General features: G+C 70.2%; 14 protein-coding genes, 1 other RNA gene and 1 pseudogene. 9 read left to right on the forward strand and 7 right to left on the reverse strand.

Annotation, left to right across the window (positions count from 1 at the left end):
• Positions 1–3 precede the first annotated feature (3 nt).
• Entirely contained in the window at positions 4–639 is a 636-nt protein-coding gene (locus QM708_RS04920) for a SatD family protein (protein ID WP_415104952.1), read from the forward strand.
• Entirely contained in the window at positions 636–1,394 is a 759-nt protein-coding gene (locus tag QM708_RS04925) for a hypothetical protein (RefSeq protein WP_415104954.1), read from the forward strand. Before QM708_RS04920 ends, QM708_RS04925 begins: the two co-directional genes overlap by 4 nt.
• A gap of 17 nt (positions 1,395–1,411) precedes the next feature.
• Here QM708_RS04925 and QM708_RS04930 read toward each other — a convergent pair whose 3' ends face one another.
• Positions 1,412–1,642, reverse strand: coding sequence for a hypothetical protein (locus QM708_RS04930; protein WP_415104956.1), 231 nt, complete (start codon positions 1,640–1,642; stop codon positions 1,412–1,414).
• A gap of 50 nt (positions 1,643–1,692) precedes the next feature.
• Between QM708_RS04930 and map the strand changes: the two genes are divergently transcribed.
• Together map and QM708_RS04940 are read left to right on the forward strand one after the other, a co-directional pair.
• A complete protein-coding gene (gene map, locus QM708_RS04935) occupies positions 1,693–2,556 on the forward strand; it encodes a type I methionyl aminopeptidase (protein WP_415104958.1) in 864 nt (287 codons plus the stop codon).
• Complete coding sequence (locus QM708_RS04940) at positions 2,553–3,404, forward strand: aminotransferase class IV (RefSeq protein ID WP_415104960.1); 852 nt, start codon at positions 2,553–2,555, stop codon at positions 3,402–3,404. The genes map and QM708_RS04940 overlap by 4 nt, the downstream gene beginning before the upstream one ends.
• Before the next feature lie 150 nt (positions 3,405–3,554).
• Here QM708_RS04940 and rnpB read toward each other — a convergent pair.
• The 3 genes from rnpB to QM708_RS04955 form a co-directional block, all read right to left on the reverse strand.
• An RNA gene (rnpB, locus tag QM708_RS04945) (RNase P RNA component class A) lies at positions 3,555–3,950 on the reverse strand.
• 34 nt (positions 3,951–3,984) lie between these two features.
• Entirely contained in the window at positions 3,985–5,439 is a 1,455-nt protein-coding gene (locus QM708_RS04950) for an RNB domain-containing ribonuclease (protein ID WP_415104962.1), read from the reverse strand.
• Between the two features lie 2 nt (positions 5,440–5,441).
• Complete coding sequence (locus QM708_RS04955; RefSeq protein WP_415104964.1) at positions 5,442–6,185, reverse strand: zinc ribbon domain-containing protein; 744 nt, start codon at positions 6,183–6,185, stop codon at positions 5,442–5,444.
• A gap of 96 nt (positions 6,186–6,281) precedes the next feature.
• Between QM708_RS04955 and QM708_RS04960 the strand changes: the two genes are divergently transcribed.
• The 4 genes from QM708_RS04960 (at position 6,282) to QM708_RS04975 (ending at position 12,126) form a co-directional block, all read left to right on the forward strand.
• On the forward strand, positions 6,282–6,845 hold the full coding sequence (locus QM708_RS04960) for a histidine phosphatase family protein (protein WP_415104966.1): 564 nt from the start codon (positions 6,282–6,284) through the stop codon (positions 6,843–6,845).
• A gap of 49 nt (positions 6,846–6,894) precedes the next feature.
• On the forward strand, positions 6,895–8,427 hold the full coding sequence (locus QM708_RS04965; RefSeq protein ID WP_415104968.1) for an aminopeptidase P N-terminal domain-containing protein: 1,533 nt from the start codon (positions 6,895–6,897) through the stop codon (positions 8,425–8,427).
• Between the two features lie 303 nt (positions 8,428–8,730).
• Positions 8,731–10,770: a CotH kinase family protein gene (locus QM708_RS04970; protein ID WP_415104970.1), complete on the forward strand. Its 2,040-nt coding sequence runs from the start codon at positions 8,731–8,733 to the stop codon at positions 10,768–10,770.
• 45 nt (positions 10,771–10,815) lie between these two features.
• Complete coding sequence (locus tag QM708_RS04975; protein ID WP_415104972.1) at positions 10,816–12,126, forward strand: TrpB-like pyridoxal phosphate-dependent enzyme; 1,311 nt, start codon at positions 10,816–10,818, stop codon at positions 12,124–12,126.
• A 260-nt stretch (positions 12,127–12,386) separates the two neighbouring features.
• Here the strand turns inward: QM708_RS04975 and QM708_RS04980 are convergent.
• Both QM708_RS04980 and QM708_RS04985 read right to left on the reverse strand, forming a co-directional pair.
• Positions 12,387–12,896 (reverse strand): annotated as a pseudogene (locus QM708_RS04980) (general stress protein); the annotation flags it as partial.
• Positions 12,893–13,849, reverse strand: coding sequence for an HpcH/HpaI aldolase/citrate lyase family protein (locus QM708_RS04985; RefSeq protein WP_415104974.1), 957 nt, complete (start codon positions 13,847–13,849; stop codon positions 12,893–12,895). The pseudogene QM708_RS04980 and the gene QM708_RS04985, both read right to left, overlap by 4 nt.
• A 63-nt stretch (positions 13,850–13,912) precedes the next feature.
• On the opposite strand from QM708_RS04985, the gene QM708_RS04990 reads away from it, so the two are divergent.
• A complete protein-coding gene (locus QM708_RS04990; RefSeq protein WP_415104976.1) occupies positions 13,913–14,332 on the forward strand; it encodes an OsmC family protein in 420 nt (139 codons plus the stop codon).
• A 103-nt stretch (positions 14,333–14,435) separates the two neighbouring features.
• On the opposite strand, the gene QM708_RS04995 is transcribed toward QM708_RS04990, so the two are convergent.
• Positions 14,436–15,365, reverse strand: coding sequence for a type IV toxin-antitoxin system AbiEi family antitoxin domain-containing protein (locus QM708_RS04995; RefSeq protein WP_415104978.1), 930 nt, complete (start codon positions 15,363–15,365; stop codon positions 14,436–14,438).
• Positions 15,366–15,563: the final 198 nt, after the last annotated feature.

Genomic DNA, 15,563 nt, shown 5'->3' on the forward strand with positions numbered 1-15,563 from the left:
CACATGAACCATGACGCGAGCACCTCGGTCGCCCTGCTGGGCGACCTGGTCGACTCGCGCGCCTCCAGCGACCGGGTCGCGCTGCACGCCCGGCTCTCGGACGCTCTCACCCTCGCCAACCGGCGCCATCACCCGCTGGACGCCCTTCGGGTGACGGTCGGGGATGAGTTCCAGGGTGTGTTCGGCACGCTGGGCGACGCGCTGGCGGCGTCCTACACCGTGCGCTTGGCGCTCGGCGACGACGTGCGCTTCGGGATCGGGCGCGGCGCCGTGTCGGTGATCGACACCACCGGCAATGTGCAGGACGGCAGCGCCTGGTGGTCGGCGCGCGCCGCCATCGACGACGTGAAGAAGCGGGCCCGCGGCTCGCACCGCGCCCTGCGCACCGGCCTCGGCACCGCCGAGGGAATGCCACCGGCGCCACCCACCCTGGTCGCCGCGGTCGAGTTGGCCGACGCGATGCTCACCGGCCTGGACGCCGAATCCCGCGCGATCTTGACGCTTCTGCTCCACGGACGCCCGCAGGCTCAGGCCGCCGAACAGATCGGCGTCTCCCGCTCGGCGGTCAGCCAGCGGGTCGCCCGCAACGGGCTGGCCATCCTGGCCGACTCGCTGCTGCGGCTCGGGGAGGCCGAATGATCTGGCTCACCTGGCTGATCCTCGGCGTCGGCGTAGCCGAATGCGTGGCGGCGGCGTTCCCGCGGCGTCCGGTGGCGGCGTTGGTTTCGGGCATCGTCGCGGTCGGGGCGCTGGGCGGCTTCGCCACCGTCGCCGACTGGCTCGCCACCGCCTTCGTCGCCGGGGCGGTGGTCGTGTGGCGCTGGCTTTCGGTGAACGGCGAGCGGGACGCCTGGCATGCCCGCGGCGCTCTGCTCGGCCTGGTGATTCCGGCGGCGGTCCTGGTCGGGTTCTCCGGTTTCGCCGGGCCGGTGTCGGCGCCGCTGGCGTCCTGGCTGACCTGGATGGACCTGCCCGGTCCCGACCAGCCGCCCGAGCGCCTGCTGCTGCTGTTCGCCCTCGCGGTGGCCAACACCTCGGCCGGCAACCGGATCGTCCGGCTGGTGCTGATCGCCAGCCATGCCCGGCCGCCCCGGCTACCGGGCCGGACGGCCGAGGCGTCCTCGGCGGACGCGGTGGCGCCGGCGTCGGAACGGTTGCGCGGCGGACGCCTGCTCGGGCCGCTGGAGCGGCTGATCATCCTCGGCTTCGGCGCCGCGGGCTACCTAGAGGCATCCGGGCTGATCATCGCGGCCAAGGGATTGCTGCGCTTCCCCGAGTTGCAGGCGGCGGCGAAGTCCGGCTCGGCCGAGGCCGACGAGGTGACCGAGTACTTCCTGGTCGGCACGCTGACCAGCCTGCTGTTGGCGCTGGCCTCGGCCGTGCTGTTGATGTGAGACGGGCGGCACCGAGGTCAGGGGCGGAAGGTGTCGAACGCCGAGGTTCCGTAGTCGTCGTCGTCCTCGTCGGGATCGTTGAAGCGGGGGTCGTTGTCCCAGGCGTCGTTGCGCGCCTGGGCGTTCGCGAGGGCTTCAGCGGCGTCCTCACGGGTCGGATAGGGGCCCAGCCGCTGGGCGGCGCGGCAGGCCTCGTAAGGCTCGACGGCCTTGTGGACCAGGCAGTAATACCAGCCGTCGTTCCACATCCGTGCACCTCCACCCCGCCAGGCTCGTGCCGCCACACTATGATCGGCGGGTGACTCCCATCAAGCCTTTCCCAGTCTCCGCGCGCCGTCCGGTGCCCGCGTCCATCCCGCGCCCCCACTACGTGGATCGCCCCGCGCCGGATCGTTACACGGGCTCGCACGTGCAGTCCGCCGAGACGATCGAGTTGATGCGCGAGTCGAGCCGGATCGCCTCCGGCGCCATGTACGCGGCCGCCGCCGCGATCGCACCCGGCGTCACCACCGACCAGTTGGACGCCGTCGCTCACGAGTACATCTGCGACCACGGCGCCTACCCGAGCACACTCGGCTACCGCGGCTACCCGAAGTCGACCTGCACCAGCGTCAACGAGGTGATTTGCCACGGCATCCCGGACGCCCGCCCGCTCGAGGACGGCGACCTGGTGAAGATCGACGTGACCGCCTTCAAGAACGGCGTGCACGGCGACAATTGCGGCACGTTCGGCTGCGGCGATCTCGACGAGGACTCCCGGCTGCTGATGGAGCGCACCAAGGAGGCGATGATGCGCGGCATCCGCGCGGTCAAGCCCGGGCGCGAGATCAACGTGATCGGCCGGGTGATCGAGGCCTATGCCAAGCGGTTCGGCTACGGCGTGGTGCGCGAGTACACCGGGCACGGCGTGCACACGGCGTTCCATTCGGGCCTGGTGATCCTGCATTACGACTCCACCGCCTACCGCGACGTCCTCGAGCCCGGAATGACCTTCACGATCGAGCCGATGCTGACCCTCGGCGATCCGTCCAGCAACGTCTGGGACGACGACTGGACGGTGGTCACCAACGACCGCTCCCGGTGCGCGCAATGGGAGCACACCCTCGTCGTCACCGACACTGGCGCCGAAATCCTCACCACGGCCCCCGAGGACCGGGGATGAGCGTCCGCCAGCTCGTCGCGGTGCTCGGGCGCGGCGTGGTGCCGGCGACCGAACCGATCGTGCGCGCCGACGATCTCGGCATCAACCGCGGCGACGGCATCTTCGACGCGGCCCGCGTGGTGGTGGACGCCGGCGGCGTCCGCGTCGATCATCTCGCGCCCCACCTGGCCCGGTTCGCTCGCTCGCACGCCGCGATGGAGATGCCCGCCCCCGACCTGGACGCCTGGCGCGCCCTGATCGATGAGACCCTCGGCGCGTGGGACGTGCCGGGCCCGGCGATCCTGAAGCTGATCGCCACCCGCGGCCAGGAGCATGACCCCTCGGTGCCGGGGTCGGCGTTCCTGACCATCACCGAGAACGACTCCCCCGCCTGTGTGCCGTTGCGGGTCAGCCTGCTGCCGCGCGGCTACGCCTCGGACGCCTTCGCCGCCGCCCCTTGGCTGCTCGGCGGGGTGAAGTCGCTGGCGTACGCGATCAACGTGGCCGCCGCCCGCGAGGCCGCCCGGCGCGGTGACGACGACGTGCTGTTCACCTCATCGGACGGGTTCTGCCTCGAAGGCCCGCGCTCGGGACTGATCGTCCGTTTCGGCGCCGACTACGCCACCACCCCGGTGGCGGGCACCGGCATCCTCGACTCGGTCACGGTCGGCGTGGTCGCCGATGGATTGCGCGCCCGCGGCGTCCGGTTCACCGAACGGTTGATGACGCCCGCCGAGGTATCGGACGCCGACGGCGCCTGGCTGCTGTCGGCCGGGCGCGGCGTGTGCGAGATCAGCCACCTCGACCACCACCCGCTGCGCACCGATCCCGAGGTGTCGGCGCTGCTGCGCAGCCTGGCCGGCTTCTGACCGCCGCCACCGAAACCGCACCACATACTCCGATCCGCCCCCGCTCAGCCCTGGAGCAAACCTTCGCGCGCACGAGTTGCACCGTTGCCTACGAAATTTCGTGCGCAACGGTGCAACTCGTGCGCGCGAGCGGAGCAGCCCTGGCATGAGAGGACGAGCCGGCCTGTAAGCCGGATTTTGTCGCCGCCGAAGCGACGGGTGATCATCCAACTGTGACCGCCGTTGCCGACGGCCTCCGACGCCGGCTTCCACCGACGCCGCGCGACCTACCCGGATGCCTCGCGCGGGCAGCGCTCGAACGGCATCCGCGGGCCGAAGCCCTTCTTGGTCTTGCTCCGGGTGGGGTTTACCGAGCCACCCCCGTCACCGAGGGTGCTGGTGGTCTCTTACACCGCCGTTTCACCCTTACCTCCGCGAGCGGAGGCGGTCTGTTTTCTGTGGCACTGTCCCGCGGGTCACCCCGGGTGGGTGTTACCCACCACCCTGCCCTGTGGAGTCCGGACTTTCCTCAGCACCTCACGGTGCCGCGATCACCCGGCCGACTCGTCCAGCAGCCAACACTACCGGACGCCGTGCTTCGTCACTCACCGTCGGGATCGATGCCCAGTTCGGCCACGACCTCCGGAACGAACTCGACCTCGCCCGTGGTCAGGTCCGCCTTGATCAAGACGACATCGATCTCCGCACCCAGGGCGGGGGTGCCGCCGACCAGCGGGGCGGTCACGGCGGGAGATTCCAGCTGCACCTCGCCGCGTCCGGAATCGCGCCAATCGACCACCGTGCCGCGGAACGTCTCGCCGATGCGCCCACTCAGGGCCAGCGCTTCGACCAGACCGACGATGCCGCGCTCGTAGGCGTTGGAGCGGCGAAGATCGCCCTCCATCGTCGCGGGCAATGCAGGCAGGGCGGCGCGCACCCAGTCCGGCACCGGCCGTCCGGCGCAGATCGCCACGCAGATCTCGCCGGCGTAGCGGTCGGCCAGGCGGCGAATGGGCGCGGTGCAGTGCGCGTAGGCGGCGTTCATCGCCCCGTGCAGCGGCTGCTCGGGCAGCTCACCGTCGAAGGCGGCATACCCGGCACCGCGGAACAGCGACGTGCAGGCATTCAGCATCGCCAGATGCTGCGGGTGGGCGGCGTCCAGGCTGCGAACGAACTCCGGATAGCCCATCGACGCCGGCCAGGAGATCCGCAGGCCGCGCGCGATCCGGCGCAGTCGCGCCACACCGTCGGCGGGGGCCGGCGGCAGCGTGCGCACCACCCCGATCTTCGCCCCGAGCATCAGCTCGGCCGCGGCCATGCCGGTCAGCAGCGACATCTGCGCGTTCCAACCCTCGACCGGCAGGATCGAGCGCAGCACAAGCTCCCAGCAGTCGCCGGCGACCTCGACCTCCTGCGCGGGGATCGGCAGGCTCACGCCGCCGCGCTCGGCCTCCAGGGCTTCGCGCAGGCGTCCGACCTCACGCAGCAGCATCAAGGATTCGGGGGCCGTCCCGGCATCCAGCGATGCTTGGACGCCGGCGTAGCTGAGCTGTTCCCGGTTGCGCACCCGCGCTCGCCGCACCCGCGACGACACCCGCTCACCGCGGGCGTCCAGCCGGTGCTCCCACAACAGCGCGGGCCGCACCTGCCCGGCGAGCAGGGACGCCGCGTCCTCGCTGAGCACGGGCGGGTGCAGCGGCGTGCGGCCCGCGGGCGAGTACAGGGTGACCCCGCGGGCATGGGCCTCGCGGTCCACCGCCCCGCCCGGTGTCACGAACGAGGCCAGATCGGCGATCGCGTACCAAACCACGTAGCCGTCGCCGTCGCGCTCCAGGCACAGCGCCTGGTCGAGGTCGGTGGCCCCTTCGGGGTCGATCGTGACGAAGGCGAGATCGGTGCGGTCCAGTTCGGGCAGCACCACAGCGGACGCCGCCCGCGCGGCCTCGGCCTCCACCTCGGCGGAAAAGGCGTCCGGAATGTGCAACGACGCGCGCAGCCGCTGAATGCCGTCCCGGATCGGGCTGGGGACCACACCGGCCAGCTGCGCAGACGGCACGGTTACAGGCCGGATTCCTCGGTGCGGACGAGGATGCGGTTGCATTCCTCGCAGCGCAGCACCTCATCGGAGGCGGCCTCGCGGTAGCGGGTCAGATCGGCGGAGTTGGCCTCCAGTTGACAGCCGCCACAGCGTCCGCCGCGCAGCAGCGCGGCACCGACGCCGCCCGCCTTCTGGGCGATCCGGGTGTACAGCGACAGCAGTTCCGGCGGCAGCGCGGCGGCGATGGCGTCGCGCTCGGCCTCACGGCGTCCACGGTCGGCGGCGATCTCGGTGAGCTTCTCTTCACGCACCTTGAGCACGGCGCGCATCTCGTCCTCGATGACGCCCTTCGCCGCGACCGCCTCGGCCGCGAGTTCGCGGGCGTCCTCCAACTCCTGCATCGCGTCCAATTCGGCGTCCTCGAGCTCGCTGATGCGGCGTCCGAGATGGTCGATCTCGGCGAGCAGGCCCTGCAGCGCCTTCGGATCGCCCACCGAGCCGTCCTGGACGCGCTTCTGGTTGCGCTCGCGGCGCTCGCGGACCGGAACGAGATCGGCCTCCGCCTTGGCGAGGTCGGCTTCCAGATCAAAGACCCGGGTCTCCACCTCGATGACACGCTCGGCGGCGTGCGCACGCTGGGCCTGCAGCGCGCGCGCCTGAGCGGTCTCGTCGAGGGTGTTCTTGCGGTGGTCGAGCTGCGCGATCGCGGTGTCGACGGCCTGCAGGGCGAGCAGCCTCTGCTGCGCCTCGGCGGCAGCCTTCATGAATCCTCCTGGTTCAGGCGTCAGCGGCACGATACCGCAGGGCGCACGCGACGGCTTCCCCTCCGCGAGCACGCGCATCCTGCCATGATGGCAGCCATGACGACCCTGTATCTCGTCCGTCACGGCCAGACGGAGTGGAGCAAGTCCGGGCAGCACACCTCTTACACCGACCTCGACCTCACCGATACTGGCGTCGAGCAGGCGAAGGCGCTGCGCGAGCGCCTCGATCCGTCCGAGTTCGGGCTGGTGCTGTCCAGCCCGCGGTTGCGGGCCCGGCGCACCGCCGAACTGGCCGGGTTCACCGACTATGAGGTCACCGACGACCTCGCCGAGTGGAACTACGGCGACTTCGAGGGCATCACCAGTCAGCAGATCCGCGAGCGGCACCATCCGGGCTGGAGGCTGTGGTTCAACGGCGTCCCGAACGGGGAAACGCACGACCAGGTGCGCACCCGGCTGACCCGCGTCGTGCACCGCGTCCGCGAATCAGGCGTCGAGAAGGCGATCTGCTTCGGGCACGGCCACGCCAGCCGGGTGCTGGCGTTGTGCTGGCTCGATTTCCCGCTGATCTTCGGCCAGGCGTTCCCCGTCGAGACGGCGTCGGTTTCGGTGCTCGGCCGCGAGAAAGAGTCGTGGGCGGTCCTGCGCTGGAACAGCTGACGCGACGGCGGGGAGTAGCATCGCTGCATCACCGATGAGGGGGATCAGCATGCACGACAAGCCCGCCGCGCAGCCCGAGGCCGCGCCCGTCGAAACTGCCGAGCCGCGCACGCCGGGGTTCTCACAGGCCTTCATCGACTTCATTCCCACCGGCTGGGCACCCTACCCGGGCCTTCCGCCGCGCTTGCCCGCCGCCGATCACACCCAGCCACGCCGGGACGCGGTGAGCGCCGCCTTCCCGGGCGAGCGCCTGGTGATCCCGGCGGGCGGGTTGAAGGTGCGCTCCAATGACACCGACTTCCGGTTCCGCGCGCACTCGGCGTTCGCGCACCTCACCGGCCTGGGCTCGGATCGCGAGCCGGACGCCGTGCTGGTGCTGGAGCCGACCTTCACCGGGCAGCCGAGCGAACTGACGGCGTCCGGGCATGCCGCCACCCTCTACTTCAAGCCCCGCGCCCCCCGTACCGACCGCGAGTTCTACGCCGATGCCCGCTACGGCGAGATGTGGGTCGGGCACCGGGATTCGCTCGACGAGATGACCGCGCGCACCGGCCTGGACTGCCGCCCGATCGGCGAGTTGACGCAAGCGCTGGCGTCCGGCAGCGACCGGATCGGGGCGCGGATCGTCCGGGACGCCGATGAGCAGCTCACCCGCCTGCTGGACCAGATGCGCCGCGCCGGCGGCCCGGTCGAGACCGACGCCCTGGAGGCGTCCGACCGTGAGCTGGAACGGATGCTGTCGGAATTGCGCCTGATCAAGGACGACTTCGAGCTCGCCGAGATGCAGCGCGCCTGCGACGCGACCGCGGCCGGCTTCGCGGCGGTGGCGGCCGACCTGCCCACGGCGGTCGCCCAAGGGCGCGGCGAGCGCTGGTGCGAGGGCGTGTTCGCCCTGCACGCCCGCCACCTCGGCAACGACGTCGGCTACGGCAGCATCTGCGCCTCCGGCGATCACGCCAACACGCTGCACTGGATCCGCAACGACGGCGACCTGCACGACGGCGACCTGATCCTGCTCGACATGGGCGTCGAACTCGACAGCCTCTACACCGCTGATGTCACCCGGACGCTGCCGGTCAGCGGCACGTTCACCGAACCGCAGCGCCGGGTGTATGACGCGGTCTTGGCCGCACAGAACGCCGGCATCGCGGCGGCGCGCGCGGGCGCCACTTTCCACGCGGTGCACGACGCGGCGATCCGGGTGATCGCCGAGCACCTGCATGCCTGGGGCCTGCTGCCGGTATCGGTCGAGGAATCCCTCGACCCGGCCCGTGGCGGCCAGCACCGGCGCTGGATGGTGCACGGCACCTCGCACCACCTCGGCATCGACGTGCACGACTGCGCGCAGGCCCGCAACGAGTTCTACCGCCAGGGCACCCTGCGCCCAGGCATGTGCATCACCGTCGAACCGGGCCTGTACTTCCGCTCCACCGATCTGCTGGTGCCCGAGGAACTGCGCGGCATCGGCGTCCGGATCGAGGACGACATCGTGATCACCGACGGCGACCCCGTGATCCTGTCAGCGGCGCTCCCGCGCGAGGCGGACGCCGTGCAGGCCTGGATGGCCGGCCTGCGGGGGTAGCGGCGCGCCGGATAAGCGTCGGCATTTGCGTCATCGGGCAACCAGGGCGACACCCGCGGTCTAGGCTCGAGACGCGGGCGCGGAACCCTTGAGCGTCACGCGTCCGGGCGCACGATCGGAGCATCGTCCATGGCGATTTCGCCGCCACAGCACACCGGCGGACCTCGGTCCGCCGCACGTCCGTCTTTCCCCAGCCAGGCATGGAGGTACCTGCTCGCGTGCGTCGTCGGGCTCATGGTGGCCTGCGCGTCCGTCGCACCGGCCGCTGCCGAAGTCGCCGCGGCTGGGCCCGCAGGCGCACCGGTGGCAGCCGCGGCGGCCACCGGCGGCGTCCCCACGCTCAGCATCACCATGGACCGCGGCCAACTCGCCGACGTGCACCGGGACAAGGAGGTCACGTGGCCCTCGGTCACGTCGATCGTTGGCGCGGCCGATCCGGCGCACAATCTCGCCTCCACCGCCGTCGAGTTCAAGGGACGCGGAAACACCAGCTGGACCTGGCCGAAGAAGCCGTACCAGATCAAGTTCCCGAAGAAGACCTCGGTGCTGGGGATGCCCAAGGCCAAGGCCTGGGTGCTCCTGGCCAACCATGCCGAGGCCAGCCTGCTGCGCAACCACACGGCCCTGTCGGTGGCCAACGGGCTCCGCCTGGCAGGTACCCCTCACGAATCGCGTCACGTCAACCTCGTCGTCAACGGGCACAAGCTCGGGCTCTACCAGATCACCGAGAAGATCGAGGTCGGCGAGAACCGGCTGGAGCTCTCCGATCCCGCGGGAATCCTGGTGGAACTCGACAACATCTGGGCGCATCTGGAACCGCCGGCGCTGCGCTTCACCTCGGCTGCCTCCAGAACCGAGTTCGTCCTCAAGGACCAGGTGGGCGAGGTCGATGACGACCACGTGATGGACGCCGACGTGCGCCGGGGCTGGAACGACATCCAGCAGACGATCACGACCCTCGATCGCGCCCTGCACGTCGACAAACCCGACTGGAACACCATCGCGTCGCTGATCGACGTCGATTCCTTCGCCCGCTTCTATCTTCTCGACGAGTTCACCGGTGACATCGACGCCTCCCGGTCCTCGCGCTTCTTCTACAAGGACGGCCCTGACGATCGTCTCCACGCCGGACCGGCCTGGGACTACGACCTTTCCATGGGCGGCTATGGCGACCCGGATCGCATCCTGCCATGGTCCTATTCCGTGGTGAACGCGGACTGGTACGGATCGGCGCCGGCCAACGACTGGTACGTCCAGCTGTTCCGGCACCCGCAGTTCATCCGCCGCATCCATACCGAGTACGACCGGATCGGACGGCAGGCGATCGCCTCCGCCACGGCGTCCATCGCCCCCACCGCCGCCCAGATATCGACGGCGGCGAACGAGAACTTCACGGTGTGGCCGAACTCGCTGAACTGGCCGACGCCGGTCGCCTCCCACGCCCAGGCGGTGAACGAACTGCGGGCGTGGGCCTCGGCCCGGTCCGCATTCCTGGACGCCGTCTACGGCGACCCGTCGCGTCCGGTGCTCACCTCATCGGTGTTCACCGAAGCAGGACGGTGGAGCCCGGCCCACTCGTCCGGTGCCATGCAGGGCAACCGGGAGGGCCGCGACCTGGAGGCGTTCACGCTCGCCCTGCTTCCGGGTGCCCAGGGCACGGTGGTCGCCGGGTCAGTCGAGGCGGACGCCCGCGTGGCCGGCGGCGGCTGGGTGGGGTGGAAGCCGGCCGGCACGACGGTCGGAAACCCCGGCGGCGCGGATCTGCAGGCCATCAGGATCCGGCTGACCGGAGGCCTCACCTCCCGCTATGACCTGCACTACCGGGTCCGGACCCACTCGATGGGCTGGCTGGACTGGGTCAAGAACGGCCAAGAGACCGGACTGGCGGGGGCGACCCAGGCGATCGAGGCGATCCAGGTCGTGCTCGTGGACAAGCCTGCCGCGGGGGCGAGCCTGATGCCCGCGCCGCGACGGGGCTGGGTGGAGGCCGGTCCTGGTCACTGGTTCTGCTACGCCGCACCCGGCGTCCTGCATACCGGATGGCTGCTCGACCAGGGCAGCTGGTACTACCTAGCATCCGACGGCCTGATGGCGACCGGGTGGGTGAAGGACGGCTGGCACTGGTACTACCTGAACTCCAGCGGCGCCATGGCCACCGGCTGGCTGAACGATCATGGCACCTGGTACTACCTGCATCCGGGCGGGGCGATGGCCACCGGATGGCTCCACGACGGCCAGCACTGGTATTACCTCGACCCCGCGAGCGGGGCGATGGCCACCGGATGGATCCGCGTGCACGGCACCTGGTATCACCTGAATCGCAGTGGGGCGTGGATCGCCTAGACGCGTCGCCCTCCGATGAGGGCGAGATCGTTCTAGAGTGCGGTCATGGCTGAACCCACCAAGGTGTTCCTCGATGAGGACGACATCCCGACGCACTGGTACAACATCGTCGCCGACTTCCCGACTCCCCCGCCGCCGCCCTTGCATCCGGGCACGAAGGAGCCGCTGCAGCCCGATGATCTGGCTGCGCTGTTCCCGATGGGGCTGATCGCGCAGGAGGCGTCCACCGAGCGTTGGATCGAGATCCCGCAGCCGGTGCGCGACATCTACAAGCTGTGGCGTCCGGCGCCGCTGCACCGCGCCCACCGCCTCGAGGCGGCACTCGGCACGACCGCGAAGATCTACTACAAGTACGAGGGCGAATCCCCGGTCGGGTCGCACAAGACCAACTCGGCGGTGCCCCAGGCGTACTACAACGCGCTCGAGGGCCGGATGCGGATCACCACCGAGACCGGTGCGGGCCAATGGGGCTCGGCGCTCGCGTTCGCCACCCAGATCTTCGGCCAGACCTGCGACGTGTGGCAGGTGCGCAACACCTACGAGTCCAAGCCGTACCGGCGGATGCTGATGGAGACCTTCGGCGCGACCGTCACCCCGAGCCCGTCCGACCGCACCGATGCCGGACGCGCCCTGCAGGCGAAGTTCCCCGGCACTCCGGGCAGCCTCGGCATGGCGATCTCGGAGGCCGTCGAGGAGGCCGCGAAGGACTCGGGGGCGTCCTATGCGCTCGGCTCGGTGCTCAACCATGTCACCCTGCACCAGAGCGTGATCGGCTTGGAGGCGCTCAAGCAGCTGGAGAAGTTCGGCGAGAAGGCTCCCGACTACCTGTTCGCGTGCGCCGGCGGCGGATCGAACCTGGCCGGCATCGCCTTCCCGTTCCTGCGCGAGAACATCGAAGGCCGAGCGTCGACCCGGATCATCGCCTGTGAGCCCGCCGCGGCTCCTTCGCTCACCCAGGGCGAGTACCGCTACGACTTCGGGGACGCCTCGGGCATGACGCCGTTGCTGAAGATGTACACCCTCGGCGCCGAGTTCGTGCCCGACCCGGTGCACGCCGGCGGTCTGCGCTACCACGGCATGGCGCCGCTGGTCAGCCACGCCTACCACGAGGGTCTGATCGAGGCGATCGCCGTCAAGCAGCGGGCCGCCTTCGCCGCCGGCGTGGAGTTCGCCCGCGCCGAGGGCATCGTGCCCGCCTCGGAGTCCTGCCACGCCATCGCGGGCGCCCTCGATCAGGCCCGCAAGGCGACCGAGGACGGCGCCAGCCCGGTGATCCTGATCGGCGTGTCCGGCTCGGGCCAGCTCGACCTGCCGGCCTACTCCGAGTTCTTGTCGGGGTCGATGCTGGACGCCTGATCGTCCTTCGGCTGCGGCGCGGCGGCCGGCTGCTGGGGAGCGGCCGGCTGCTGCGGGTAGCTCTGCTGTGGATAGCCGCCCGGCTGCGGGTGAGGCGGCTGGCCGTAACCCGGCTGCCCGTACGGTCCCTGACCGTAACCACCCTGCCCGTACCCGCCCGGCTGGCCGTACCCGCCCGGCTGGCCGTAGCCCCCCGCCGGGTAACCGGCCTGCGGCTGTGCGGGCTGCGGCGGCAGACCGCCGGGAGTCATGTTCGGCCCGAACTGCGCCGCCCGTGCCCCGGGCGCCTTCGCGAGCATCTCGCGGGCCTGGGCCACGACTTTGTGTTCGCACAGGATCTCGTACTTGGTGGCGATCGTCTGGCTGACGGAGGTGAAATCGCGCTGGCCACGACTCACCGCGTACCCCAGGACGGCGAACAGCAACCCGATCACGACGCCGATCACCAAAGCGGTGAGCAACTGGCCCAGGAAGTTCTCGCTCGGGAACAGGATCATCATGAAAATGGCCACGATGAAGCCCGTCGACAGACCGCTCATCACCCCTTGTCCCAGCACCGTGCCCCAGGTGCGGCGTCCGGTCACCCGTTCGACCAGCCGCAGGTCGGTACCCACGATGGCCAGGTTCGACACAGGGAAGTTCTGGTCGGCGAGGAAGTCGACCGCCTTCTGGGCGTCCGGGTAGGAACCGTAGACGCCGAGCGTCTGCGGATACTCCAGCTTGAACAAGCCCTGGTTGGTGTTGTCCGCGTTGAAGCCCTGCTGGGTCATGATGCGTCCTTTCCTGCCGCCAGACCGGCGGCGATCCCCCGCGCCAGCAGCGCGGAGGCGAGTTTCACGCCTGCTTCGTCGACCATCTCGTCATCGACCACGATCGCGCCCGTCGCTCCGCCGGCCAGCGAGGTGGCGGCGGCGTAGGCGTCCATGATGCGCTGGGCGCGCGCGAAGTCGGCGGACACCGGGGTGTAGGCGGCATTACCGGGCTCGACCTGATTGGGGTGCAGTACCCATTTGCCGTCGTAGCCGAGCGCCGCAGAGCGCGCCGCGGACGCCTCGAAACCGGCCGTGTCGCGGATCGCCACGAACGGGCCGTCGATCGCCTGCAGGCCGTGCGCGCGAGCGGCGACCAGGATCGACATCAGCACATGGTGGAACGCGTCCGCGGGATACCCCGCCGGCTGCGCGCCCACGTTGAGGCCACCCATACCCATCGACGCCATGAAGTCACCCGGACCGAAGACCAGCGACTCCAGGCGTGGCGAGGAGCCCGCGATCTCGGCGACGTGCAGCAGACCGAGGGCGTCCTCGATCTGCACCTCGAGCCCGATCTTGCCCAGCGGAAGGCCAGCCTCGTGCTCCACCTGGGTGAGCAGCAGGTCGAGCGCCTTCACCTCGGACGCGCGCGTCACCTTCGGCATGACCAGGCAGTCGATCCGCGCGCCGGCGCCCGAGACGACGTCGACGACGTCGCGGAACGTCCACGGCGTCGACCAGTCGTTGACCCGCACCGTGACGGTGGCCGCGGCGAACCCTTCGCCAGAGTTGAGCGCATCCACGATGCGCGCCCGCGACTCGGCCTTCACCGGCGGAGCGACGGCGTCCTCCAGATCGAGGAACAAGGCGTCCACCTCGAGCCCGCGTGCCTTCGCGATGAACCGGTCGGACGACCCGGGCACGGCCAGCACCGTGCGCCGCACCCGGGCGGGACGAGTCGGAGAAGTCATGCGTCCAGCCTAGTCGCCGGGTGGGACATTCCCACCCATCGTCGCGGCGTGCATGATGGCCCCATGACGGATACACCGACCCACGCCGTGACCCTGACCCGGGTGAGCGAAGGCGTTTACCAGGCCAGCAACGGACGCGGCGCCGCCCTTACCGTGAACGGCGACGGCAACTTCTCCGCCGTCGAACTCCTGCTGGCCGCCCTGGCCGGCTGCACCTCGGTCGACGTCGACGTGATGACCGGACGCCGCGCCGAGCCCGAGGTCTTCGAGGTGGTCGCCTCGGGCACCAAGTCCGCCGAGGGCGGCAACCACATGACCGGCCTGCAGGTGAGGTTCCGGCTCCGCTTCCCCGAGGGCCCGGACGGCGACAAGGCCCGCGCCCGCATCGCCCCCGCGGTGAAGGCGTCCCATGACCGCGACTGCACGGTCTCGCGCACCATCGAGTTGGGCACCCCGGTCACCTTCGCGATCGAGACCCCCTGACCCCCTCCGCGTCCCGTCAGCCCTTGCGCACGAGTTGCACCGTTACGCACGAGATCTCGTCGGCAACGGTGCAACTCGTGCGCACGAGGCTCCGCGGTCGTGATCAGCATGACCGATGCCTGATCCGCCGCGCCGCCGGATCCTCGAAGGCGCCCCGGACCAGGATCGCCAGGGCGGACGGGGTGAACGCGGTCGCCCAATCCCAATGGACCGGCCACCATCCGGCCTGCCGGATGCGTTCATCCCGCGCCTTCTCCGCCATGATCGCCTCCTCCGCCGTCTGCCCCGGTTGCAGCAATCGTCCGTACTTGGACTTGCCGTCCACCTCACCGACCACGCCCTGGTCCAGCCAGGCAAAATCGGAGGTGGCCTCCCACCCGTAGGGACTCATCACCTCGAACTGCAGCACGGGTGCGGGCAAGCCCGCACGCGCGATCGAGACCCGGCTGGCCGACTCCGCCGGAGACTTCCCACCGATGTCGGCGAACAACGCCGCCTGCCGCAGCACCGGAACCCCGTGACAACCCGGATGCTCATCGGCATACGACAGCATCGCCTCGCGCGACACACCCTGGTTGAGCGCCCAGTCGGCAGCGATCACCGCCCACAGGTACGGCGACGACCGCATCACGTCGATGACTGTGCGTTCCAACGAGGTCACCAGGATTCCGTGCATCGACACCACCTCGTCCGCGTCAAGGGCGGCGCCATGCGCCTGATACCCCGGTCGTCGGCGTCCGCGCACCGGCGGCGCCACGGTGAAATGCACGGTTGCCGGGTTGCGTTGCGGCAGCGGCAACCCGTGCGCCACCGCGGCGGACGTATGCGACAGCACCGCCGAGGCCGACTGCCGCATGAGGATCGCGCGGGCGCGATTCAGGTGGGCGTCGGCGTCGGTCACCTTGGTCGCGGCGGCGTACATGCCGTAGGTGGGCCTGATCAACTGCCCGTCACGGACGGCCTGCGCGACCCGCCGCGTCGACCATCCTTCGGCTCGAAGCTGGGTCAGTGTCCTGGGGCTGAGGTCCTGCATGGCAGGACTCCACCACATCAGGAACCACCTGACGAGAGCGATCTGAGCAGATGTGGATAACTCGCCAGGCCGTGTCGCCATCATCCACAGGCATCCGGATGCCCTCCGCGCCCTCACGCGCACGAGTTGCACGCTTGCCGACGAGATTTCGTGCGCAACCGTGCAACTCGTGCGCAAGAGCGCGGCGGGCCGCAATGC

It is taken from the genome of Propioniciclava sp. (assembly GCF_047602245.1).
GTDB lineage: Bacteria > Actinomycetota > Actinomycetes > Propionibacteriales > Propionibacteriaceae > Propioniciclava.